The organism is Pricia sp. (assembly GCF_041745955.1).
Classification (GTDB): Bacteria; Bacteroidota; Bacteroidia; order Flavobacteriales; family Flavobacteriaceae; genus Pricia.
Map to the genome: position 1 here is coordinate 1 of NZ_JBGTHY010000440.1, position 22,037 is coordinate 22,037.

At 45.2% G+C, this 22,037-nt stretch carries 21 protein-coding genes and 1 pseudogene; 10 read left to right on the top strand and 12 right to left on the bottom strand.

Annotation, left to right across the window (positions count from 1 at the left end; all coding sequences use genetic code 11):
• Positions 1 to 143: 143 nt before the first annotated feature.
• The 3 genes from ACEW8S_RS15485 to ACEW8S_RS15495 form a co-directional block, all read right to left on the bottom strand.
• Positions 144 to 380 (bottom strand): ORF6N domain-containing protein, encoded by a 237-nt coding sequence (locus ACEW8S_RS15485; protein ID WP_373519032.1) that lies wholly within the window; start codon positions 378 to 380, stop codon positions 144 to 146.
• Positions 381 to 593: 213 nt separating this feature from the next.
• A complete protein-coding gene (locus ACEW8S_RS15490; protein WP_373519033.1) occupies positions 594 to 926 on the bottom strand; it encodes a single-stranded DNA-binding protein in 333 nt (110 codons plus the stop codon).
• Positions 927 to 1,418: 492 nt separating this feature from the next.
• Positions 1,419 to 1,730 (bottom strand): hypothetical protein, encoded by a 312-nt coding sequence (locus tag ACEW8S_RS15495; RefSeq protein ID WP_373519034.1) that lies wholly within the window; start codon positions 1,728 to 1,730, stop codon positions 1,419 to 1,421.
• Positions 1,731 to 1,859: 129 nt separating this feature from the next.
• Between ACEW8S_RS15495 and ACEW8S_RS15500 the strand changes: the two genes are divergently transcribed.
• The 4 genes and pseudogenes from ACEW8S_RS15500 (at position 1,860) to ACEW8S_RS15515 (ending at position 5,901) form a co-directional block, all read left to right on the top strand.
• Positions 1,860 to 2,963, top strand: a complete 1,104-nt coding sequence (locus tag ACEW8S_RS15500) for a hypothetical protein (RefSeq protein ID WP_373519035.1) — start codon at positions 1,860 to 1,862, stop codon at positions 2,961 to 2,963.
• A gap of 269 nt (positions 2,964 to 3,232) precedes the next feature.
• Positions 3,233 to 4,789: pseudogene (locus ACEW8S_RS15505) on the top strand (M20/M25/M40 family metallo-hydrolase).
• A gap of 146 nt (positions 4,790 to 4,935) precedes the next feature.
• Positions 4,936 to 5,436: a DUF6265 family protein gene (locus tag ACEW8S_RS15510; RefSeq protein ID WP_373519036.1), complete on the top strand. Its 501-nt coding sequence runs from the start codon at positions 4,936 to 4,938 to the stop codon at positions 5,434 to 5,436.
• Positions 5,437 to 5,550: 114 nt separating this feature from the next.
• Positions 5,551 to 5,901 carry a hypothetical protein gene (locus ACEW8S_RS15515; RefSeq protein WP_373519037.1) on the top strand — a complete coding sequence of 117 codons (351 nt, stop codon included), beginning with the start codon at positions 5,551 to 5,553 and terminating at the stop codon, positions 5,899 to 5,901.
• A gap of 129 nt (positions 5,902 to 6,030) precedes the next feature.
• Here the strand turns inward: ACEW8S_RS15515 and ACEW8S_RS15520 are convergent, their stop codons facing one another.
• Positions 6,031 to 6,498, bottom strand: a complete 468-nt coding sequence (locus ACEW8S_RS15520) for a CBS domain-containing protein (RefSeq protein ID WP_373519038.1) — start codon at positions 6,496 to 6,498, stop codon at positions 6,031 to 6,033.
• 229 nt (positions 6,499 to 6,727) lie between these two features.
• Here ACEW8S_RS15520 and ACEW8S_RS15525 point away from each other — a divergent pair, with 229 nt between their 5' ends.
• The 4 genes from ACEW8S_RS15525 to ACEW8S_RS15540 all read left to right on the top strand — a co-directional run bounded on the left by ACEW8S_RS15525 (position 6,728) and on the right by ACEW8S_RS15540 (position 11,371).
• The gene (locus tag ACEW8S_RS15525) at positions 6,728 to 9,019 is read left to right on the top strand and encodes a M28 family peptidase (protein WP_373519039.1); all 2,292 of its coding nucleotides are present in this window, start codon (positions 6,728 to 6,730) and stop codon (positions 9,017 to 9,019) included.
• An 87-nt stretch (positions 9,020 to 9,106) separates the two neighbouring features.
• Positions 9,107 to 9,910, top strand: a complete 804-nt coding sequence (locus ACEW8S_RS15530; protein WP_373519040.1) for an NAD-dependent epimerase/dehydratase family protein — start codon at positions 9,107 to 9,109, stop codon at positions 9,908 to 9,910.
• A gap of 118 nt (positions 9,911 to 10,028) precedes the next feature.
• Positions 10,029 to 10,400 carry a hypothetical protein gene (locus ACEW8S_RS15535; RefSeq protein ID WP_373519041.1) on the top strand — a complete coding sequence of 124 codons (372 nt, stop codon included), beginning with the start codon at positions 10,029 to 10,031 and terminating at the stop codon, positions 10,398 to 10,400.
• A gap of 194 nt (positions 10,401 to 10,594) precedes the next feature.
• Positions 10,595 to 11,371 carry a hypothetical protein gene (locus tag ACEW8S_RS15540; protein ID WP_373519042.1) on the top strand — a complete coding sequence of 259 codons (777 nt, stop codon included), beginning with the start codon at positions 10,595 to 10,597 and terminating at the stop codon, positions 11,369 to 11,371.
• 2 nt (positions 11,372 to 11,373) lie between these two features.
• Here the strand turns inward: ACEW8S_RS15540 and ACEW8S_RS15545 are convergent, their stop codons facing one another.
• Entirely contained in the window at positions 11,374 to 11,868 is a 495-nt protein-coding gene (locus ACEW8S_RS15545) for a hypothetical protein (protein ID WP_373519043.1), read from the bottom strand.
• Between the two features lie 83 nt (positions 11,869 to 11,951).
• Here ACEW8S_RS15545 and ACEW8S_RS15550 point away from each other — a divergent pair, with 83 nt between their 5' ends.
• Positions 11,952 to 12,893 carry an NAD-dependent epimerase/dehydratase family protein gene (locus ACEW8S_RS15550; protein ID WP_373519044.1) on the top strand — a complete coding sequence of 314 codons (942 nt, stop codon included), beginning with the start codon at positions 11,952 to 11,954 and terminating at the stop codon, positions 12,891 to 12,893.
• Between the two features lie 24 nt (positions 12,894 to 12,917).
• Here ACEW8S_RS15550 and ACEW8S_RS15555 read toward each other — a convergent pair whose 3' ends face one another.
• The 6 genes from ACEW8S_RS15555 to ACEW8S_RS15580 all read right to left on the bottom strand — a co-directional run bounded on the left by ACEW8S_RS15555 (position 12,918) and on the right by ACEW8S_RS15580 (position 18,838).
• Positions 12,918 to 13,436 carry an ATP-dependent zinc protease gene (locus ACEW8S_RS15555; RefSeq protein ID WP_373519045.1) on the bottom strand — a complete coding sequence of 173 codons (519 nt, stop codon included), beginning with the start codon at positions 13,434 to 13,436 and terminating at the stop codon, positions 12,918 to 12,920.
• Positions 13,437 to 13,503: 67 nt separating this feature from the next.
• Positions 13,504 to 15,030, bottom strand: a complete 1,527-nt coding sequence (locus ACEW8S_RS15560) for a bifunctional GNAT family N-acetyltransferase/carbon-nitrogen hydrolase family protein (RefSeq protein ID WP_373519046.1) — start codon at positions 15,028 to 15,030, stop codon at positions 13,504 to 13,506.
• 40 nt (positions 15,031 to 15,070) lie between these two features.
• The gene (locus tag ACEW8S_RS15565) at positions 15,071 to 15,424 is read right to left on the bottom strand and encodes a hypothetical protein (protein ID WP_373519047.1); all 354 of its coding nucleotides are present in this window, start codon (positions 15,422 to 15,424) and stop codon (positions 15,071 to 15,073) included.
• Complete coding sequence (locus tag ACEW8S_RS15570; RefSeq protein WP_373519048.1) at positions 15,421 to 16,398, bottom strand: deoxyhypusine synthase family protein; 978 nt, start codon at positions 16,396 to 16,398, stop codon at positions 15,421 to 15,423. Before ACEW8S_RS15570 ends, ACEW8S_RS15565 begins: the two co-directional genes overlap by 4 nt.
• Positions 16,385 to 17,326 carry an agmatinase gene (gene speB, locus ACEW8S_RS15575; protein WP_373519049.1) on the bottom strand — a complete coding sequence of 314 codons (942 nt, stop codon included), beginning with the start codon at positions 17,324 to 17,326 and terminating at the stop codon, positions 16,385 to 16,387. Before speB ends, ACEW8S_RS15570 begins: the two co-directional genes overlap by 14 nt.
• Before the next feature lie 48 nt (positions 17,327 to 17,374).
• Entirely contained in the window at positions 17,375 to 18,838 is a 1,464-nt protein-coding gene (locus tag ACEW8S_RS15580) for an arginine decarboxylase (RefSeq protein ID WP_373519050.1), read from the bottom strand.
• Positions 18,839 to 19,120: 282 nt separating this feature from the next.
• On the opposite strand from ACEW8S_RS15580, the gene ACEW8S_RS15585 reads away from it, so the two are divergent.
• Entirely contained in the window at positions 19,121 to 19,840 is a 720-nt protein-coding gene (locus tag ACEW8S_RS15585; RefSeq protein ID WP_373519051.1) for a hypothetical protein, read from the top strand.
• A gap of 99 nt (positions 19,841 to 19,939) precedes the next feature.
• Here ACEW8S_RS15585 and ACEW8S_RS15590 read toward each other — a convergent pair.
• A partial coding sequence (locus ACEW8S_RS15590; RefSeq protein WP_373519052.1) for a glucosidase occupies positions 19,940 to 22,037 on the bottom strand: 2,098 nt, incomplete at its 5' end.

Here is a 22,037-nt window from a genome sequence, read left to right on the forward strand (position 1 = left end):
GTCATTACTTCCCGCATTTTGGTGAAAACGCGAATGATTCGGATGTTGACCGCAATGGCCCTATCGCTGCTTAAAACACATGACAACATGGTTACGCCTTATTCCGTAAAACAGAAAGGCGAATAGTGCAAGCCCATTGGATCCTAATTGGAGGACGCAAATTGCGTCCTCCAATTTTGCAGTTCTTTTCGGTTCATCTCGAACATGAAATCTGGCGGAAATCTTTTTATGTTACGGCGTACTGCCTCTTTTAACCGTTTCGTTTCAACATCGTAAAGTTCGGCGAGGTCTCTATCAAGCATCACTTTTTGACCTCTTATATTGTATATTTTTCCCAATATTATTTCATCGGGAAGCGTTACTTCTTGATTTATTTTCATTTGGTTTTTGGAAATTTAGATGGATTATGTTATAAGGCGTAGATATTACAAGAGTACCCTATTTAACGCTTTAAAGGATATCAAATTGTTTCCGGCATCCACCCACACTCAGATACTCAGATACCTTTACTGTACCCAAGAAATTAGAGGAATTGGAGGTGCCGATTTGGTACCTCCAATTTTCCAATTCCATAAATGGTCAATTGGCAGGGTCTACTTCCCCAACATCAAAAGTTCGTTACATTTGATTTCGGTGAAGTATTTCTTCTCACCTTCCTTGGTTTCATAGGTACGATGGATCAATTTGCCCTCTATGGCCACTTGTTTGCCCTTGGTCAGATAGCTCTCCACAATTTCAGCGGTCTTTCCCCAGGCGACGATATTGTGCCATTGGGTGTCCTCTACTTTTTCACCGTTGGCGTTCTTGTAGTAATCACTCGTTGCAATTGAAAATTTGGCGAGCTTGCTCCCGCTTTCCAAGGTTACGATTTCTGGGTCCTGGCCCAAGTTACCGATCAACTGTACTCTGTTCTTAATTGCGTTCATAATAAATAGTTTTAAAGGTTAAACAGTTAATGCAATCAAACGTCTTTCGTTCGACAGGGCAAACATAGAACACAATCCAAATCTTATTCGGTTGAGAAATAATTACTTTCGTTTGTAAACGTTTGTAAACTTTTTTTATTTTGAAAACGAGAGGGTTACACTTCAAAGTGAAATAACATAGTTTTACAGCTTGTACCTTAATGAATACGGATACCGCTAAAAAAACGGGAATTATAAATTTGTTTCGAAGAATGGAAAGTACATTTTCTTCATCAGTGACCAAGATATCTTCTGGGTAGATGCTAAGATCATCCATCGATGGGCAGACCTGCAGTGAATTTGCATACGGTAATATTTTTTCACTTCCCGCGGAGTTCTCGGATAGCCCTTAATTCCTTGACCTGTTTCTGTTCCGTGTCCGGCCATCAGAACAGGATGGTGTTGGTACTCAGCCCTGCCAGCGCATGACCCTTGGAGATTTCGACAAAACCCTTATGAAAATCGGTGACCGAGTGCACTTCGCAAAAGGCCGCCAGTTTCCATACCCAGGCTGCGGGAGACCAAAAAATATTCGCCCCTGGCCCCTACCTGTATATTGGTAGCGATAGCAGAGGCACTAAGACCCGTAATAAAAGTAATGGAACTCGCCAAAAGTACGATGACGACCGTCCATCCCAGACCTACATTGCCGACGACCCACCCAAAACGGAGGTACATAATCAGGCCAAGAATCGTCAGTACACTGGGAGTGTACACCCCTAAAAAGGTACCGAATTTTTTGGGAGGGTTTGTTTGGTCGGACATACCATGTAGGGAAAAATACGGCCAGTTTGACTCCCATAAATTTTTAAAATCGAAACGTTTTGGTGGTTTCAATGGTCAAGAGTCCTGTGTAAACCGTATCTTTAAATCACTATCAAAATGTAAAAAGGAATGAAGAATGGTATAATAACATATATACTACCCATTTGTTTGGTACTATCCGCATGGCCTGTTTTTGGTCAGAAACCTACGGAAATCCCAATTATTAAAGGGGTCTATGGAAGTCCGACGCCTTTTTGGGAAAGGGGATATACTCTGAAGGATTTAGGGGTCAATTCCATTTTCGTCCATAGCGGATCATTGACGGCCAGTATGGTAAAGAGGGCCAAATCGGAAGGAGCAATGGTGTTTGCGGAATTTGCCACCTTGAACGGTAAAAACTATGTCGAAAAGCATCCAGAGGCCTGGGCCCTTAATGAGAAAGGCGAAAAAGTAAAGGCCGCTTCATGGTTTATGGGGGTATGCCCTACCGATCCCGAATTTCGAAAATATCGCATGGATCAGTTACGGCAGTTATTGGAGGATTATGAACTCGATGGGGTTTGGATGGATTACGTACATTGGCACGCCCAGTTCGAGGAACCTGAACCCATATTGCCCGAAACCTGTTTTTCCAACAGTTGTATAAACACTTTTTCAAAAGATTTTGGGATAACAATTGCCAATGGGACCACTTCCCAAAAAGCATCCTGGATATTGAAAAACCATGAAGAGCAGTGGCGGGACTGGAGATGTAGAATCATTTATTCCTGGACCAAGGAGATTCGGGAAATCACCAAGAAAATTAGGCCAAACGCACTTGTAGGCCTTTATCATTGCCCATGGACCGATAACGAATTCGACAACGCCAGAAGGCGTATTTTGGGGTTGGACTATACGCTTTTGAAGAAAACGGTCGACGTTTTCTCTCCCATGGTCTACCATGAGAGAATGGGAAGAAAACCCGCTTGGGTCAAAGAAAATATAGCATGGCTTGGCAAGAAGCTAGATATAAAAAAGAACGCTTATCCAAAAGTCTGGCCGATAGTTCAAGCCCATAATGACCCTGGCACCGTTACCGCTCTGGAATTTGAAACGGTACTAAATGGAGGACTAGCCGGAAAATCAAGTGGTGTGATGATGTTTACTACAAATGCCGTGGCCGAGGATAAAGTCAAGACGAAAGTCATGAAAAATCGCTATCGATCTCTGGATACCATCCCCTCTTCAGATTAAAATGCCATGCGCCATAGGATTTTATGCTTTTAGGGCATCCTTAATAAAATAGGATATGGTAGTTATTGACAACGGAGACCCCAAAGGTTTCCCCGCTAAGGTATACCAGTGTCAAGCCAAAGCTAAAATGGCGTATAGGGCAATCGCGGATTTTGGCTTGGCTTTACACCAATGCCATTTTTAATTCCGGGAATTCCCAGGTGGCAGGAGTATTGAAGCAACCCTTATTTATTCCTAAATTAGGATCTATTAACACTAAGCTTAAAACTATGAAAAAACGACTTGTCCATTTCTGTATCGCACTGTTCATCTGCACCCCTTTTCTATCCGCCCAAACCACGGATGATATGGTAGCAGCCATCCAAAAAGAAGCCAACGAAAATTCACAATTGGAACAGCTCGCCTATGAACTTATGGATGTCATCGGACCACGTTTGGTAGGCACGCCACAAATGGAAAATGCCCACGAATGGGCGGTCGAAACCTATAAAAAATGGGGTATCAAAGCTAAAAATGAGTAATGGGGCAAATGGCGCGGCTGGGAAAGGGGTATTACCCATATCGATATGCTCGAGCCGCGACTCGTGTCGTTGAACGGCATGCAACTGGCATGGAGCCCTAGTACAGGCAAGAAAGGGGTCACGGGAAATCTAATTGCCTTGCCCACGGTATCCGATTCTTTGGCATTCGTAAAATGGTTGCCTAATGTTAAAGGGAAATTCGTGATGGTTTCTATGGAACAGCCAACGGGAAGACCTGATGAAAATTGGGAAGAATATGCCACACATGCATCCTTCGAGAAAATGAAAAAGGAGCGTCAAGAAAAGGAGGATGCCTGGGAACAGAATTTTAAAAACATGGGCTATACTTCCAGAAACATCAACGACGGGTTGGAAAAAGCGGGTGCCATTGGCATTATCCAATCCCGCTGGTCCGAAGGGTTTGGAGCGAACAAAATCTTTAGTGCCAATACCAAAAAGATTCCTGTTGCAGATCTGTCCCTCGAAGATTATGGTATGCTTTATCGTATGGTAGAACATGGCGATACGCCCATAATCAAAGTGGTCGCCGAGTCCAAGGAGTTGGGTGAAGTGCCGACTTTCAATACCGTTGCCACCATTCCGGGTAAAGAACTTCCCAATGAATATGTCATCCTCTCGGCCCATTTTGATTCTTGGGACGGGGCCACTGGAGCGACCGACAATGGCACGGGTACCATCACCATGTTAGAAGCGGCACGAATCCTTAAAAAAGTATACCCCAATCCGAAACGTACCATTATAATCGGCCATTGGGGCAGCGAAGAGCAGGGACTCAACGGATCCCGTGCTTTTGTAGAAGACCATCCTGAAATCGTGAACAACCTACAGGCACTCTTCAATCAGGATAACGGCACCGGAAGGGTCGTCAGCATCACCGGCCAAGGTTTTTTGAATGCCTACGACTTTATCGGTCGCTGGCTTCAAGCCGTTCCGGAAGACATTACCCAGCATATCGAAACCTCTTTTCCAGGTTCTCCCGCCGGAGGTGGTTCCGATTATACTTCCTTTGTTGCCGCAGGGGCACCGGCATTTTCGCTTAGTTCCTTAAGTTGGGATTATTGGAACTATACTTGGCACACGAATTTGGACACCTATGACAAAATTGTTTTCGACGACGTACGCAACAATGCGATCTTAACGGCAATTTTAGCCTACAAGGCCAGCGAAGACCCCAAAAAAACATCCCGGGAGAAAGCGGTTTTGGGTACGGATTCAAAAACTGGCGAAGAGCGTTCCTGGCCGGAAGTGAGGTCGCCCGAACGTGCAGGCATGATCGAGGATTAAAATCATTCCGGACACCGCGAGTACCACCTAATTTACCTGCAGTTAATATTCTGTACGCTTACCGTTCAAAATCAACGGCTTACCGATTAAAAATCCATTTGCAAACGGATAATCCCTATCTTGTGGCACACTAAAGAGTCCGACCGATGAAACCTATTATTATATCTCTCCTTTTTATTTGCATGAATTCTTATGCCCAAAACACCGTTTCCTTTCCGGAAAACGGCAGCTCTCCAAAAGCCGATCTTACTGAAATCGCTTGGATGGAAGGCCACTGGAAGGGAGAGGCGTTCGGCGGTATTACCGAAGAAATATGGAGTCCGCCTTTGGGAGGTTCCATGATGTTTTCCTTCAAATTGGTAATCGATGGCGAAATCGGCTTCTACGAATTCGGCCATATCAGGCAGCTAAATGAAACTTTGGTCTTCGAACTCAAACACTTCCACGGCGATTTAAAAGGATGGGAGGAAAAAGACGAGGTACAGCGATTCAAACTCGTGAAAACCGATGGAAACCGGATGTATTTCGAGGGATTCACTTTTGAAAAAATCAGCGATACTGAAATCAATATTTATGGATTGATTGAACAGGAGGATGGAAGCGCCGAAGAAGTAAAATTCAATTATATACGCGACAAAAAGCAATAGGTTTTCGAAAAACTGAGGATGCAGTACCAATATAATCGCAACAAAAATATTGGATTTTGAAATAACGTGCGAGGCATGCGGCTACAATGCATCCGCAACAAAAAATAGCAGGTCTTGAAAAAAAAGTGTGAGGAATGCGGTACCGAAATCATAGGCCGGGTAGACAAAAAGTTCTGCTCCGACTACTGCCGCAATGCCTTTCATAACAAGGTCAACAAAGACAGCAAGAACCTGATACGGAACATCAACAACCGCCTACGCAAAAATTACCGGATTTTAGATGGCTTCCCATTACGCGAGGGCAAGACCCGAACCACGCGTACCCGCCTGATGGACAAAGGTTTCGATTTCGAGTTTATTACGAATCTCTACACCACCAAAAAGGGAACTATCTATTATTTTGTCTACGATTTGGGGTATTTGCCATTGGAAAACGAGTATTACATGATCGTGAAAAGGGAGTAGAAAGTCGGTTCCCAGACCCAAAAGGGAAACGTCAAGAATATAAAACAAAATGCCTTCCGAACGGAAAGCATTTTTTATGTACAAAACTATGGTTTATCCCTGTTTAGCTTTGGGGGTAATAGGCTTCTTCTACCAGTTCTGCCCACTTAGCCTTAAGGCCGCAACCACAATATCCTTCCTACTGATCTGGCCAACTATGAGTCCGTCTTGCATTACCGGAAGTCGTCTTCTATTATGCTTGTCGAAAACGTTCGCGGCATCGAATATGCTCATATCGTGTGGAATGGTCTCCACTTGTTTCGTCATAAACTTCTCCACACTTTTATCTAAAATAGGCTGATTGAAATACCGGCTTTCCGAAATGGTCTTCATACAATCGGCCTCGGAAATAATTCCTACCAAAAATCCGTTATCGTCCAACACCGGGCCACCCGATATATTGTGTTTGGTAAACAGTTCCATCACGGCCAAAATGGATTGGTCCGGCGTAAAGGTCACCAGTTTACGGGTCATATAATCGGTTACCAAAATCGGAGCCTTATATTCCTTCTTCGTAGTTGTCTTGGCCCTAGGCCCCATAAAACTCTTGATTCCCATATCGATTTGGTTTTTGCGTTAATCACTAAAGATAGGTAAATTTTCAATGCGTTTTATAATAATTTAACCTCTTGACTGTAAATTTGGTATTTTATTCTTTTACTTGAAGCGAAACACCTTGATATTAATGCTCAATACAGGGTGTTTTGCACGCTTCAATACCTGATAGCGATACCGGACCACATGCGCTGTTTTCGAAATTTTATACCTTTATCCTTCACCTCCACCCATGAAAAAAATCGCTTCGGTACTAGCCCTTCTTTCCATTCTATTGGCAATCTACTGGGGTTTTCGGTCGTCAATGCCGGTCTATAAGACCGACGCTTCAATCTCGGATACCTTGTTTTCAACGGATAGAGCCCTAAAACATGTAAAGACCATTTCCAAAAAACCGCACCCGGTAGGCTTTGGCGCACATGAGCAAGTGCGAAACTACATCGGTACCGAACTGAAGAAAATGGGACTGACAACTTCGACGCAAGAAGGCTATTCTGTCGGGGATGATTCCAAGTTGAGCAAAGCTAAAAACATCCTGGCCCGAATCGATGGCAGCGATGACGGCAAGGCCCTGCTTTTGTTATCGCATTACGATAGTAGTCCGCATTCTTCCTTGGGCGCAAGCGATGCCGGTAGCGGGGTGGCTACCCTATTGGAGAGCGTTCGGGCCTATCTTTCGACAGGCAAAAAACCGAAAAACGACATCATCGTCCTCCTTTCCGATGCGGAAGAATTGGGGCTAAACGGCGCACAACTGTTTGTAGATAAACATCCGTGGGCCAAGGATGTCGGGCTGGTGCTGAATTTCGAGGCCCGGGGCAGTGGCGGACCGAGCTATGCTTTTATCGAAACGAACCGGGGCAACCAAAACCTGCTGTGGGAATTTATCGAGGCACATCCCGAATATCCCATGGCGAACTCACTGTATTACAGCATCTACAAAATGCTGCCCAATGATACCGATCTGACCGTTTTTCGCGAAAACAGGGATATCGATGGCTTCAATTTTGCCTTTATCGACGACCACTACGACTATCATACCGCCCAGGATTCTTACGAACGGCTCGACAAAAACACCTTGGCCCATCAAGGAAGCTACCTGATGCCCCTGCTCCATCATTTTGGCGATGCCGACCTGAACCACCTAAAAAGTCTGAACGACTTTGTGTATTTCAACATGCCGTTTTTTGGGATGGTTTCCTATCCATTTGAATGGATATGGCCGATGTTGGGGGGGGCGGTCATCCTATTTATAGTCCTAAGTATTTATGGATTCCGGCGACGAGCTTTGCAGGTCCGTGATATTTTCACCGGATTTCTTCCGCTGCTGATCACCTTGGCCATTAACGGGGTTATCGGTTACTTTGCCTGGCCGTTGCTAAAACGGGTGTATCCGCAATATCAAGATATGCTTCACGGTTTTACCTATAACGGGCACACTTATATTGCCGCTTTTACGCTATTTTCCGTGGCGGTCTGTTTCGGGGTCTACTACAAATTCCGCGGAATTGCCGTTGCCGATTTGTTGGTCGCACCTCTCACCTTATGGCTATTGTTGTGCGGCTTGTTGGCAACCTATCTTCAGGGCGCCTGTTTTTTTATCGCACCCGTCTTCGGTTTATTGGCCTCATGGCACATCATTTTGAACCAAAAACGACCTAGCCTGTTATTGATGGTCTTTTTGGCACTTCCGGCACTTTGGCTGTTCAGTCCCTTGATTGAAGGCTTCGCGGTCGGGTTGGGCCTAAAGGCACTAGTAGCGTCGACATTGTTGACGACGCTGACCTTCTTTCTGCTGCTTCCCGTTTTCGGATTTTACAGAAACAGAAAATCCCTCGCCGCTATCGGTTTCTTTCTTTTCCTCGGATGTTTGGTTTCCGCCCATTTCAACTCCGGTTTCGATATCGAAAATGCCAAGCCGAGCAGTCTTGTCTATATTTTTAATGAGGATGGTAACAGCGCACAATGGGCCACTTACGACCAAATACCGATCGCTTGGAACGGAGCATTTTTGGGAACGGAAAAGCAGGCTGTTGAAAAAGGAAGCCAAAACATCCTTGGCAGTAAGTACTTTTCGGGATTCAGTTATGTGGCCGATGCGCCGGTCAAGGATATACGTGGCCCATCCATAGAAAAAAAACGGGATACCATCATCGGGGAGAACCGATTGCTCGACATACGGATCGTTCCGCAACGAAATGTCAATCGGCTCGAAGTTTTTACGAACGATGTGCGTATTACTTCCGCCATGGTAAACGGCATTCCCCTCTCGTCGTATTACCTGAAGCATAAAAAGACGAACGCGTTGATCACCCATTACATCAGTGACAACGACGCTACCGAGCTGCGGTTGACCCTCCCTAAAAATGAAAAACTGAAGCTTACTATTTATGAAGCTTCTTATGACCTTTTAGAACATCCTCTTTTTGAGGTTCCCGAACGGCCGGCGAACAGCATTCCCATGCCTTTTGTGCTGAACGACGCCATCTTAACGGTCAAGACGGTGCTATTCGGAAAGGAGTAATCCGTACCGAATAGTTGGTATGTATTCGAAATGTGACATTATCGGTACCACTAAATTTATATCCAAGGAATACAAACGATACGAAATATGAAGAATACTATAGCCATTATGGGCTGCGGATGGCTGGGGCTTCCCTTGGCAAAGGTTTTGATAGCGGATGGATGCGAAGTTCATGGCAGTACAACATCCGAAGAAAAAATAGAATTGCTTAAAAATGAAGGTATCCATCCCTTTTTGATCTCGCTCTCGGAGGATGAAATCGACGGAAATATCGAAGGTTTTCTGTCACAAGTGGATAGCCTTGTCGTCAATGTTCCGCCCAAACTGCGAGGGAACAATAAGGAAAACTATGTCAAAAAGATGCAACTGCTGCACGGGGCGGTAAAATCATCCTCCATAGAAAAAATCATTTTTATAAGCAGCACCTCGGTATATGGCGATATCGATGGCCAGGTGACCGAAAAGACAACGCCCGAACCGGTAACGGAATCGGGCAAACAATTGGTAGTTTCCGAGAATATTTTCCGGAACGACCCATCGCTAAGAGCAACTATCGTCCGTTTTGGGGGCTTGATCGGTCCGGACAGGCACCCTGTGACCATGCTTTCGGGAAAAAAGAACCTATCCCACGGAAACGCCCCGGTCAATCTTATCCATTTGAACGATTGTATCAAAATCATAACCGAAACTCTACGACGGAGCTGGTGGGGCGAAACCATAAACGGAGTTTATCCGTACCATCCGACGAAACAGAAATACTACACCTCAAAGGCCATCGGAAAAGGATTACAAATTCCTGATTATGATGCCGATAGTCCGAAAAAGGGTAAAATAGTATCTTCCTACACGCTTACAAATGTTAAAGATTTCAAGTTCACTACAACGTTATAGTTGACGTTCACCACACCAATTCGTAGTTTCACAACAAAGTCCGTCGATTGTTGTTAATACCCACTGCATTTCATCGATTAAACCCTAAATTTGATTTATAATTTTAAAACTGTTTGCCATGGAAAATTCAAGTTTACGGAGGCGGGTTTTGATGGAAATCGAAAACTTGGTCGCCCGAAGTTGTCCGAAGCAAAAAGTTCCCCTAAAATTTGAAAACCTGCATGTAGCGATCCTAAAAAATCATTACAATGCGGCAGATGTCGTTTTCGATTATCACAGAGGAAGGGTATCATTGGATATCGTAATGGACGATAGGGATTATGACCCCAAAAGGATCAATCTCAGCGTGCCGACCTTACATGCCAATCTCTGGTTCCGCAACCTGTGTGATTTTCTGAAGACCTGCATCGACAACGATTCAAAGAGTGTGGCGTTTTACGCCGGACTTCTAAAGTCGTACCAAAGCAACGAAATGTCACTCGTCGCCTAACTATTAACAACCAAACCAACCTATAAAGAGGATGCCTTCGGGCGTCCTTTTTTTATGGGCGGCACCCAACACCCATATACTATCTAACATACATTTATCGCACACTCTTTGAACTCTTTAACAGGTTGGCAGCAATAATTATACTAATTTTGCGCACCGAAAATAGAAATGAACATCCGATTAAAACCGAACACATGAAAAAATTAGCAGTCCTATTATTTTTAAGCGTAGGCTACATAGCGATCGCACAGACCAAGAGCGACCTACAAAAGCACTATGAGGCCTTTTATCAAGAAATGCGGCTACAAGGCGATGTCGATGGTGTCGTTAACGCCTTGACCCATCTGAACGTGTTGTCGCCCTCAAAAGAGCGCAAAGATACCCTTGCCTACGTATATGCCAACAATAACCAACATTTACAGGCCCTGAACACCATCGGTATCGAGAAAGATGCCGCCGATTCGGATATGGCGGTGCAGGTCAAGGCGATTTCGTTGAAAGCCCTGAACCAGCCCAAACGCGCCCTCGAACAGTTCGAAGAACTTTTTAAAAGACAGCCCAACGCCTATCTAGCCTACGAACTGGCCGATCTTAAAATCCAGACCGGTAACAACGAAGGGGCGGTCGCCAATATCGAATACGGTATCACCAATGCCAAAGACGATATGAAATATGCGTTCTACGAACGGCAACAGCCTTACGAGGTGCCCTTGAAAGCTGCGTTTCTACATCTTAAGGCCCTAACTCAATACAATAAGGACAAAGATAACGTTGACGCCGCCGTCGCACTTATCGACGAGGCGCTCGCCATCGACCCGAATTTCAACTTGGCCAGCCTGAGCAAGCAGGCGTTGGAGGCGCGCAAGAACCCGCCTGCTGCGACGCCCGCACCCGATTCCGTCAAAACGCAAACCGAGGAGGGCATTGTTCCCGAGAAAAAGGGGAAGAAAAAGAAGAAGGACGGGAATTGAGTTCACTCCTCCAATATCAAATCGGTATCCAACGTATTGTTTACGACCACGTCGAACTGGTTGCGAAAAGCATTATAGGCCCTTATCATTTCCACTACGGATTCTTGGGGATCAATACGGTAGAAGATATCGCCCTTGACTTTTAAAATATAGGTCTTGAACACTTTTTGACGGCTTTTCACCTGTGGTTTGTCAAAAGTTTCCGGGTATTTGGAGGCCTCCATGGCATTTTGTTTCTCGATCAGGTCTTCGATGGTAAGACTCAGGTCATCTCGATTCGCAACGTTGTAGAGTGCGTCAAAACTGGTTTCAAAAGCATTGTACTCGACCCAATCCTTTAAGATGTCTTGTGCTTCCGCATTGACTTCCGATTTTTTCGGCCATTTTTTGGTGGATAGTTCATACCCAGAGGTGTCGCCAGAGACCAAATCCGGTTTTTTTTCCTTACAGGATGTGAAACCTATGCATAAAAGCGCCAAAAGGATGATTCTTACCATAAATCAAAGATATGAATTTTAGGAAACGGTATCTTTGCCCCCCTGAACTTATCCTGGGTGCAGCACCCAAATAACGAGATACTATGCAAAAATCCATTTTGATATTGGGCGCGTGTGGACAGATAGGCACCGAGCTGACCTATGCACTGCGGGAAAAATATGGGAACGAAAACATCATCGCCAGCGACATTCGCGAAGGCAATGAAGATTTGATGGGTTCCGGACCTTTCGAGATTCTTGACGCTACCGATTACGATGCTTTGGAGGAGGTCATCGCCTACTACGAAATCGACGTAGTATATCTTATGGCGGCCATGTTGAGCGCGACCGCGGAGAAATTCCCTATGCGGGCGTGGAACCTTAATATGAATTCGCTATTCAACGTGCTCAATCTAGGCAAGGAGAAGAAAATCGAAAAAATTTTCTGGCCTTCGAGCATCGCGGTTTTCGGACTGAACACCCCGAAATCGGAAACGCCCCAAAGCACGATCATGGAACCCAGCACGGTCTACGGTATCAGCAAGCAATCAGGTGAACGCTGGTGCGATTACTATCATCATAAATTCGGGGTCGACGTACGCAGCGTTCGCTATCCGGGACTCATCAGCTGGAAGACCATGCCCGGCGGCGGCACTACCGACTATGCCGTGGAAATTTATCACAAGGCCTTGGCCGAGGCAAGATACGCCTGCTTCTTAAAAGCCGATACTTCGCTGCCCATGATGTTTATGGACGATGCGATAAGGGCTACCTTAGAGATTATGCATACCAATGCCGAACAGGTGAAAATAAGGTCTTCCTACAATCTTTCCGCTATGAGTTTTACGCCTTTGGAAATGGCCGAAAGCATCAAAAGGCAGGTTCCTCATTTTGAGATTTCGTTCAATCCCGATTTCCGACAGGTGATTGCCGATTCTTGGCCCAGCAGTATCGATGATTCCCGAGCACAGTCGGATTGGGGCTGGAAAGCGGAATTTGATTTGGAAAAGACCACGGAAGTGATGTTGCGAAATCTAAAGAAGTAGAATTTAGGATGATGTGCGTCATTTTCAATTAGACATCCGCGAATACTTTTGTAGAACCTCATCTTGGGTAAGCTTACCAAGAAAACAGTCCTCTGCGGGATTTATAAGATAACGTTTGTTCAACGCTTCTCGACCCAAAAGCATCCTATAGTTCATGGTGTCCCTACTGGCAAGGGTCAATTTAATGGTAAAAGTCTCATGCCCCAAGGTAAGGGGGGTACGTATCATAAGGCGTTCTTCGGAGGCTCCCATACTACTCTTGATCATTTTACTGCGGAGCAACTTGGCCTCACATTTGATCAAGATGCTAGAATCGTCCTGAATGGGATCTACTTCGAACCGCACCCAATCAACGCCTTCTTTACTAAATACTTCGATATTGGATGCATGAATGGACGAGGTCTTTGCACCTGAATCGACCCGCGCCTTGATGGCGGGTATTCCCAGTTTTTTGAAAACACACCATTCGTCACTCCCAATAATCTTTAAATCATCCATATTATCATTCCCGCAAAGAGGGGAATCTGTTTGTTTTTTCTTCAAATTATAGTTATTTACTTAGGTGAGGGAACTTGCGGCATACTCAATTTTTCTAGACGCTCTTCTCCCTTTATTTCCTCCGTACCTCATAAATATCCGTCCGTCTATCCTTCAGATTCCGCACGGCACCGAACTGGTTAAGCTCGCGCAGCAGGTCGATATCGACATCGGCAATCAGGATCATTTCGGCATTGGGCGTTGCCTCTGCCTTGACGCCATTGGTCGGAAACGAAAAGTCACAGGGTGTAAAAACCATGGATTGGGCAAATTGGATGTCCATGTTTTGTACCTTCGGCAGATTGCCGACACTTCCTGCCACCGCCACGTAGCATTCATTTTCGATGGCCCGGGCCTGGGCGCAGTGGTGTACCCTAGAAAATCCGTTTTGGGTGTCGGTCAGAAAGGGTACGAAGAGGATGTCCATTCCGTCATCGGCCAAGAGTCGGCTGAGTTCCGGGAACTCCACGTCATAACAAATAAGCACGCCTATCTTCCCGCAATCCGTATCAAAGGTCTTCAGCCCTTTACCCCCTTGCATGCCCCAAATTTTCGCTTCATCGGGTGTAACATGCAGTTTTTCGTAGCGTTCTACAGAGCCGTCCCTTTTACAGATATGACCGACATTGTAAAGGCTATCGCCCTTCATCTCGGGCATACTTCCGGTGATGATATTGATGTTGTAGGAAACTGAAAACTCGGAAAATTTCTGGACGATGGCCTCGGTATGTTTCGCAAGTTCGCGAATCGCTTCGGCTTCGGGCATGTGATTGTTCTCCGCCATCAAGGGGGCATTGAAGAATTCAGGAAACAGGGCGAAATCGGACCGGTATCCGGAAACGGAATCGATAAAGAACTCTGCTTGCTCCAAAAGTTCGTCCAAATTCTTGTACGACCGCATCTGCCACTGAATCAATCCCAAACGCACTACCTTTTTCTTGGCCGCGACCTTTATGGACGGTTTTTGGTAGTAGATATTATCCCACTCCATCAATACCGCAAAGTCGTTCGAGGCCTCGTCACCATCGAGATAGTTCTGTATAATTTTTGCGGGATGAAAATCGTTGTTGATCTGAAAACTGAGTACTGGATCATGAATTTCTTTGCGCCGTACCTTTTCGATATACTTTTTGGGTGTTAACGTATCTGCATATTCATGGTAATTGGGAATTCTACCTCCAAAAGCAATACTCTTCAGGTTCAGCTTCTCGCAAAGTTCCTTTCGGTAATCGTACAGCCGCCTACCCAACCGCAATCCTCGGAATTCGGGCTTGATAAAGACATCGATACCATAAAGCACATCACCGTCTTCGGTATGGGTGCTGAAAGTTTCTTGGCCCGTGATCTCTTGATAGGTGTGATTGTCTTCGAACCGATCGTAGTCAACGATAATGGAGAGGGAACATCCCGCCAATTGCCCGTTTACCTTAATCACCGTTTGCCCTTCGGGAAACAATTTGATCAGCGATCTGATCTGTTTTTCTTCCCAGTAATTATCGGGTATGTTTTTATAGACCTCCTTCATGGCCGTTTTTAGTTCCTGATAATCTTTCAGGTCTAAAAACTTCAGTTCGACATTTTCTATATCCTTTGCGATCATGCTGCGCGTTTGGGGTGTATTATGAGGTTTAAACCTTCAGTTAATCTTCATCATCATCGTCATCATCATCGTCAAGATTGTCATCTTGCATTGCTTCAGGGTCAGGAGGCATTACGGCATCTGGATCGTCGTCTTCGAAATCTTCGTAGTCGTCTTCGTCATAGTTTTCCATGGTGTATTCGAGCTTGGCACTGATTTTCACCAAGTACTTTGTATCCTCGGTAAGTACCTCAACGGCCTCTATCCTTTCGCCTTGGGCATTCTTAAAGGTGATGATATTCCTATCGTCATAACCATCGGGATACCTTTCAACCAAAAGTTTGAGCACTTCGGGCGTCAGTTTTTTAAAATCGACGATTACACGTTTTAAATTTGTATTTTTCTGTTTACTCATAAGTCTAAAAGATAGGCAAAAATTAAGGGCGCCACAATGGTGGCATCGCTTTCTATTATAAATTTCGGGGTAGCGATGTCCAGTTTCCCCCAAGTGATCTTTTCGTTGGGCACCGCGCCGGAATAGGAGCCATAGCTGGTCGTCGAATCGCTGATCTGGCAGAAATAATTCCAAAAGGGCGTATCGGTACGCTCCAGATCTTGATAGAGCATCGGCACCACACAGATGGGAAAGTCACCGGCAATACCGCCTCCGATCTGAAAGAATCCTATGCCCTTTTCGGAATTGTTGGTATACCAATCGGCCAAAAAGGTCATGTATTCGATTCCGGATTTCATAGTGCTTGCCTTCAGTTCGCCCTTGACCACATACGATGCGAAAATATTGCCCATGGTACTATCCTCCCAACCGGGACAGATGATAGGCAGGTTTTTTTCGGCCGCGGCGTACATCCATGAATCTTTTAAATCGATTTCGTAGTGTTCTTCCAGTACTCCCGAAAGCAACAATTTGTACATGTACTCGTGCGGCAGATAGCGTTCGCCTTTTGCCTCGGCATCTTTCCATATCTTGACAATATGCTTTTGTATCCTTCGGAAAGCCTCCTCTTCGGGGATACAGGTATCCGTCACGCGGTTCAATCCTTTTTCCAATAAGTCCCACTCGTCTTGTGGGGTCAGATCGCGATAATTAGGGACACGCTTGTAATACGAATGCGCAACGAGGTTCATAATGTCCTCTTCCAAATTAGCCCCTGTACACGAAACGATATGCACTTTATCTTGTCGGATTATTTCCGCAAATATCTTGCCCAGTTCAGCCGTTGACATCGCCCCCGCTAAGGAAACCAGCATTTTGCCATCTTTTTCGAGCTGCGCTTCGTAGCCCTTAGCGGCATCGACAAGCGCGGCGGCGTTGAAGTGCAGGTAATACTTTTCAATAAATTTTGAAATTTCTCCTTTAGTCTTCGTCATCGTCAAATTTTGAAGGGTTGTTGCCCGATCGGTAATCGACATCATACGTATTGTCATATTCCTCGTCCGCAGCCTCACCCATAAATTTATAGCTTAACATTTTGTAATACAATTTTGCCGCCAAGAAATCGGGGGATCTGTCGTTCGGATTCGGACAAAGTTCGACAATATCGAAACCGACCACATTCTTCTCTTCAAAGACCTGTTTTAAGAACTCCAAGGTCTCGTACCAGAACAATCCGCCCGGTTCGGGGGTTCCCGTCGACGGCATGATGGAAGGGTCCAACGCATCTAGATCGAACGTGATTAGTACGTTATCGGTCATCGCCTCTATCACCTTGTCCATCCAAAATTCGTCGTTGACCGTGTCATTGGCGAAGAAGGTTTTTTCTTTGTCCATAAAGGTTTTCTCGATGGCATCCATGGAGCGGATGCCCACTTGTACGAGATTCGTGGTCTGGCTGGCCTCGTGTACGGCACAGGCATGATTGTATTTCGAACCATCATATGACTGCCGCAAATCGGCATGGGCATCAATATGAAGTACGGTCAGATTATCGAAACATTCGTTAAAAGCGCGAATGGTACCGATGGAAATAGAATGTTCGCCACCGAAAAGGGTTACGAACTTGTTGCGCTTGATGTGCTCCTTTACCGTTTTATGTACCGCATTGACCACGGCCTCCGGTGATTTGTTTTCGGTAATGGCATCGGCCAGGTGGATGCCTTGTTCGTAGACCTCGCTATCGGTCTCGATGTCATACAGCTCCATGTTCCCTGAAGCATCCAAAAATGCCTGCGGCCCTTTATCAGCCCCTTTGCCCCATGTACTGGTACCGTCGTATGGCACGGGTATCAAGACTACCTTTGCCGTTTCCAGTTGTGCGAATTCGTCGGGTATGCCGGCGTAATTCTTTGATTTGTTCATTGTAATAAAGTTATAATGATTATTCTTTTTTTTACCTGCCTATTTAATTCAATTTTCTATACCTACCTTATCCTTTTTACCTTTTACTATTTCCTTTTTCCTGCTTTTATCTCCTTTGGCACCATACCCTAAGATCCCTAAAAAATCTTCGGCTTTCTGTTCCTGACTGAAAAGTTCATAGGTGAGGTTTCCCTTTTTATCCCTGTCGATCAAAATATGCTTGGGTTGTGGAATCAGGCAATGCTGCAATCCGCCATACCCGCCGATGGTCTCTTGATAGGCGCCCGTATTGAAAAATCCTATATATAAAGGTTTATCACGCTTGTATTTCGGCAAATAAATAGCGGCCATATTCTGCTCACTGTTGTAATAATCGTCGCTGTCGCAGGTGAGTCCGCCCAAAAGCACACGCTCATATTCATCGTTCCACCGGTTGATGGGGAGCATGATAAAACGCTTGTTGATGGCCCAGGTATCGGGCAAGGTGGTGATGAACGACGAATCAATCATGTTCCATTTCTCCCGATCGTTCTGTTGCTTTTGATAGAGGATTTCGTAGATGGCACCACCACTTTCACCGACCGTAAAGCTTCCAAATTCGGTGAAAATATGGGGTACCGGCACCTCGGCTTCCTCACAGGTTATGTTGATCTGGTTGATGATTTCGTCGACCATGTATTGGTAATCGTATTCAAAGTGCAACGAATTTTTAATAGGAAATCCACCGCCAATGTTCAGGCTATCCAAAGTCGGACACATCTTTTTCAGCCGCACATATACTTTGAGGCATTTTACGAGTTCGTTCCAATAATAGGCGTTGTCACGAATACCTGTATTGATGAAGAAGTGCAGCATTTTCAGCTCCACCTTATCATTGTCCTTGATCTGGTTTTCATAGAACGGCACTATATTTTTGTACCCGATACCCAAGCGCGAGGTATAAAACTCGAATTTCGGCTCTTCTTCGGAGGCGATGCGTATTCCCACTTGAAAATCTCGGTCGATAGCCTCCGATAAAAGTTCTATTTCTTCGTAGTTGTCGATGATGGGGATACAGTTTTTATGTCCCCCGTTCATCAATCTGGCGATATTCTCGATATACTGATCTCGTTTAAAACCGTTACAGATGACGTAGGTATCGTCTTTGATCTTTCCCTCCTTTTTCAGGTTTTCAACAATATTAATGTCAAAAGCGGAGGAGGTTTCTATATGGATGTCGTTTTTCAAGGCCTCATGCAGCACATGTTGAAAATGGGCGCTTTTGGTGCAATAGCAGTATTGGTATTTACCCTTATACCCATGTTTTTCGATAGCTTGGGCGAACCAGTTCTTGGCGCGGCCAATATTGTCGGATATCTTCGGCAGGTATGTGAACTTTAACGGACTACCGTATTTTTCTACCAGTTCATTTAAGGGGATGTCGTGAAAACGAAGGTATTCGCCGTCAAGTTTGAATTCCTCTTGCGGGAAATAATAGGTCTGATCGATCAGGTCAAGATATTTAGTGTTCATGTGCTATCAGGGTCGTGTAAATTTCCTTATGGAAAGAAAATATAAGGGTGATTCTTAAAAATTCATAGTACGATTACAAAAAAAAATGCATCAATGCCTATACAATACCAGTTATTCCACCATTATCGGACTGAGTGCATAGGCTGACTCGATTTAAGGTAACAAATGAAAACAAAAAAATGCAAAAAACAAGGGCTGACCTGAAATTTACGATGAATAGAGTGTTTTTGGCTTGCCCCGATCTTACAATATGTTTTATCTTTAAGGATAAATAAGCAAACCATGGAATACAAAAAATACGTCGCCCCTATTGTAGTCTGTTTGGTTTTGGGAAATGGCGCCTTTATAAACGCCCAAATCCAGCCCGGTGTTTATATTTCGGATACCGATAACATACGCCACGAACTAAAAATCGATGATACCTATATGATCTATACCGAATACCGGCAATCTCCCCCGAAATTTATTAGGACAATCGGTGGATTCTTGCGTGAGGAGGTGGCTGCCGGCAAACGTTTAGCAGTGCTATTGGAATTCAATTCAAACTACGAAAAAGATTCGTTGCGTGTGTTGAGCATTCCCATGGAGATGCACGGTAAAAACTTGGTGCTGGATTTGAACTCAAAAATGACATTCACACCTATAACGAAAAAGGAGCAAGATTTAGATGGCGCCTGGCTTTTTGCCACCCGCGGGCCGGATGAAGCCCAAGAACGTCGTGGCGAAGAAAACCCCAGAAAGACCCTAAAATTTCTTCAGGATGGCCGTTTTCAATGGATCGCCTACAACACCGAGACTTTCGAGTTCTTTGGCACCGGCGGCGGTTCGTTTTCCTCGGAGGATGGGGCGTACGTAGAAAACATCGATTTCTTTTCAAGGGACGATTCCCGCGTCGGAGCGACTTTGGAATTCGATTATGAATTGAAAGGTGGCGAATGGCACCATTCCGGCAAGAACAGTAAAGGGGAGGCGCTGTACGAAATTTGGGCGCCTCGAAAATAGAAACTCCCAAAATTTTGGGGTGGCGGTTGGCAGTTTTTTTGGAATGTGAGGTTATCCGATAGCCAGTATTCTAAAAGCAAGACTTCGGGCAACATGCTTTTACCGAATATCGGCCACCGTATTTTCAAGTTGGCCATCATCCTTTTTCATATCCCTTTTATCCGCTTCCATATCCAGTATCAAATTGGCGATCAAGGCCGTCCATCCAGTTTGGTGCGAGGCACCGAGGCCTTTGCCGGTATCGCCGTCAAAAAACTCGTAAAAGAAGTGCTCTTTCTTGAAATTTTCATCCTTTGAGAAAACCTTGTTCGGGTCATCGGTATGGTAGTGGAATTTACCTGCTTTATCGGTTTCAAAAAGCTTTATCAGTCGTTTCGTAAGGGCATTGGCAATCTCTCGAAGATTCAGTTTGACGCCCGAGCCCGTGGGAAATTCATAGACATATTCCGGTCCGTAGTAGGTATAATATTTAAGTAGGGACTGCACGATCATATAATTGAGGGGCATCCAAATAGGGCCGCGCCAGTTCGAATTGCCGCCGAACATGTTCGAACGGCTCTCGCCTGGCTCATACTGAATCTGATGGTGACCATGGTGCCGGAATTCGAAAGGATGCTTTTTATGATATTTGGAAAGGGATCGAATGCCATAATCGGATAAAAACTCATCTTCGTCCAGCAGCCTTTTGAGCAAATGCTCCAATCTGAAACCACGCATAATGGAAAAGAGGTACTTCCCATCGACATTGGTTTCCTCTATCCGTGAAATCAGGGAAGCCAGATCAGGTCTGGTACGTATAATTTCCGCTGCCCTGACCTTGAAATCCCTTAATTCGGCAAATAGGTCTTTTGGAATTACTTCCACTGCGAACATGGGTATGATGCCCACCAACGATCGTACCTTCAGCCTATCGGTCTTACCGCTCGACATTTCGACCACATCGTAATAAAAGTTATCGGTATCGTCCCAAAGTGATATATCGTTTTTTCCGATATGATGCATGGCCCAGGCGATATTCAAAAAGTGCCTGAAAAATTTGGCTGTGGCCTCTTCGTAATTTTTATTGGTTTTTGTCAGTTCTAACGACATCCTAAGCATATTGAGCGTGAACATGGCCATCCAACTGGTGGCATCGGCCTGCTGCATCCGTGTAATGCCCGCGGGCAGGTGATTTCGGTCGAACACACCTATATTATCGAGTCCCAAGAATCCTCCGTCGAAAAGATTCGTTCCGTGTTTATCCTTTTGGTTCACCCACCAGGTAAAGTTGATCGTCAGTTTATGAAAGGCTTTTTCCAAAAAATCGGTATCGCCTTTTCCGGTTCGCTTCTTATCCTTTTCAAAGACATTCCATACGGCCCACGAATGCACGGGCGGATTCACGTCACTAAAATTCCACTCGTAAGCGGGAATCTGTCCGTTCGGATGCATGTAGCTCTCCCGAAGCACCAACAGCAGTTGCTCTTTGGCAAAATAGGGGTCGATTTCTACGAACGATGCCATGTGAAAGGCAAGGTCCCAAGCGGCGTACCACGGGTATTCCCATTTGTCCGGCATGGAGATGACGTGCCGGTTGGTGAGATGCTGCCAACCGGTATTTCGGGCATCGGAGCGATACGGTGTAGCTTCCCCGGGCCCTCCACAAAGCCATTTGAAAACGTCGTAGTAATAGAATTGCTTTGTCCAAAGCAGACCCGAGAAGGCCTTTTTTGTAATTTCTTGATGGTCTTTGGGGAGGTCGTTCTGTATGATATTGCCATAAAATTGATCGCACTCCCGTATTCGTTGTTCAAATATTTCATCAAAATTGGCCCACGGATTCTTTAATTTCTTTTTACGAAGGCGTACCCGTATCGTTTTTTCTTCACCCGCTTTCAGTTCAAGCCTGTGCCAAATTGCCAACTTCGACCCTTTCTTGCCGGGGTTTACGGTAGGTTTTCCGTTGACAACATGGTCGTTTATACCGTCCTTCACGTAATCGACCTCGTTCGGCACACCATAAATACGTTGATTATTGGTCTCGTTCTCGCAAAAAAGCTGTTCGCCGTTTTCGTGGTAGAAATAGTACCTGCCGTTGCGAACACTGCGCGATTGCACACAATCTTCACCTACCGATTTCATACCGGGCCGTGTGTAGCGCTTGTTATGTTTCCAATAATTCCGGAACCACAGCTGGGGCAGTACATGTAGTTTCGCC

Bases quoted from the DNA above. Each gene is read 5' to 3' on its own strand.
- ACEW8S_RS15485 (WP_373519032.1), bottom strand. From the start codon at position 380: ATGAAAATAAATCAAGAAGTAACGCTTCCCGATGAAATAATATTGGGA.
- ACEW8S_RS15490 (WP_373519033.1), bottom strand. From the start codon at position 926: ATGAACGCAATTAAGAACAGAGTACAGTTGATCGGTAACTTGGGCCAG.
- ACEW8S_RS15495 (WP_373519034.1), bottom strand. From the start codon at position 1,730: ATGTCCGACCAAACAAACCCTCCCAAAAAATTCGGTACCTTTTTAGGG.
- ACEW8S_RS15500 (WP_373519035.1), top strand. From the start codon at position 1,860: ATGAAGAATGGTATAATAACATATATACTACCCATTTGTTTGGTACTA.
- ACEW8S_RS15510 (WP_373519036.1), top strand. From the start codon at position 4,936: ATGAAACCTATTATTATATCTCTCCTTTTTATTTGCATGAATTCTTAT.
- ACEW8S_RS15520 (WP_373519038.1), bottom strand. From the start codon at position 6,498: ATGGGAATCAAGAGTTTTATGGGGCCTAGGGCCAAGACAACTACGAAG.
- ACEW8S_RS15525 (WP_373519039.1), top strand. From the start codon at position 6,728: ATGAAAAAAATCGCTTCGGTACTAGCCCTTCTTTCCATTCTATTGGCA.
- ACEW8S_RS15530 (WP_373519040.1), top strand. From the start codon at position 9,107: ATGAAGAATACTATAGCCATTATGGGCTGCGGATGGCTGGGGCTTCCC.
- ACEW8S_RS15535 (WP_373519041.1), top strand. From the start codon at position 10,029: ATGGAAAATTCAAGTTTACGGAGGCGGGTTTTGATGGAAATCGAAAAC.
- ACEW8S_RS15540 (WP_373519042.1), top strand. From the start codon at position 10,595: ATGAAAAAATTAGCAGTCCTATTATTTTTAAGCGTAGGCTACATAGCG.
- ACEW8S_RS15545 (WP_373519043.1), bottom strand. From the start codon at position 11,868: ATGGTAAGAATCATCCTTTTGGCGCTTTTATGCATAGGTTTCACATCC.
- ACEW8S_RS15550 (WP_373519044.1), top strand. From the start codon at position 11,952: ATGCAAAAATCCATTTTGATATTGGGCGCGTGTGGACAGATAGGCACC.
- ACEW8S_RS15560 (WP_373519046.1), bottom strand. From the start codon at position 15,030: ATGATCGCAAAGGATATAGAAAATGTCGAACTGAAGTTTTTAGACCTG.
- ACEW8S_RS15565 (WP_373519047.1), bottom strand. From the start codon at position 15,424: ATGAGTAAACAGAAAAATACAAATTTAAAACGTGTAATCGTCGATTTT.
- ACEW8S_RS15570 (WP_373519048.1), bottom strand. From the start codon at position 16,398: ATGACGAAGACTAAAGGAGAAATTTCAAAATTTATTGAAAAGTATTAC.
- speB (WP_373519049.1), bottom strand. From the start codon at position 17,326: ATGAACAAATCAAAGAATTACGCCGGCATACCCGACGAATTCGCACAA.
- ACEW8S_RS15580 (WP_373519050.1), bottom strand. From the start codon at position 18,838: ATGAACACTAAATATCTTGACCTGATCGATCAGACCTATTATTTCCCG.
- ACEW8S_RS15585 (WP_373519051.1), top strand. From the start codon at position 19,121: ATGGAATACAAAAAATACGTCGCCCCTATTGTAGTCTGTTTGGTTTTG.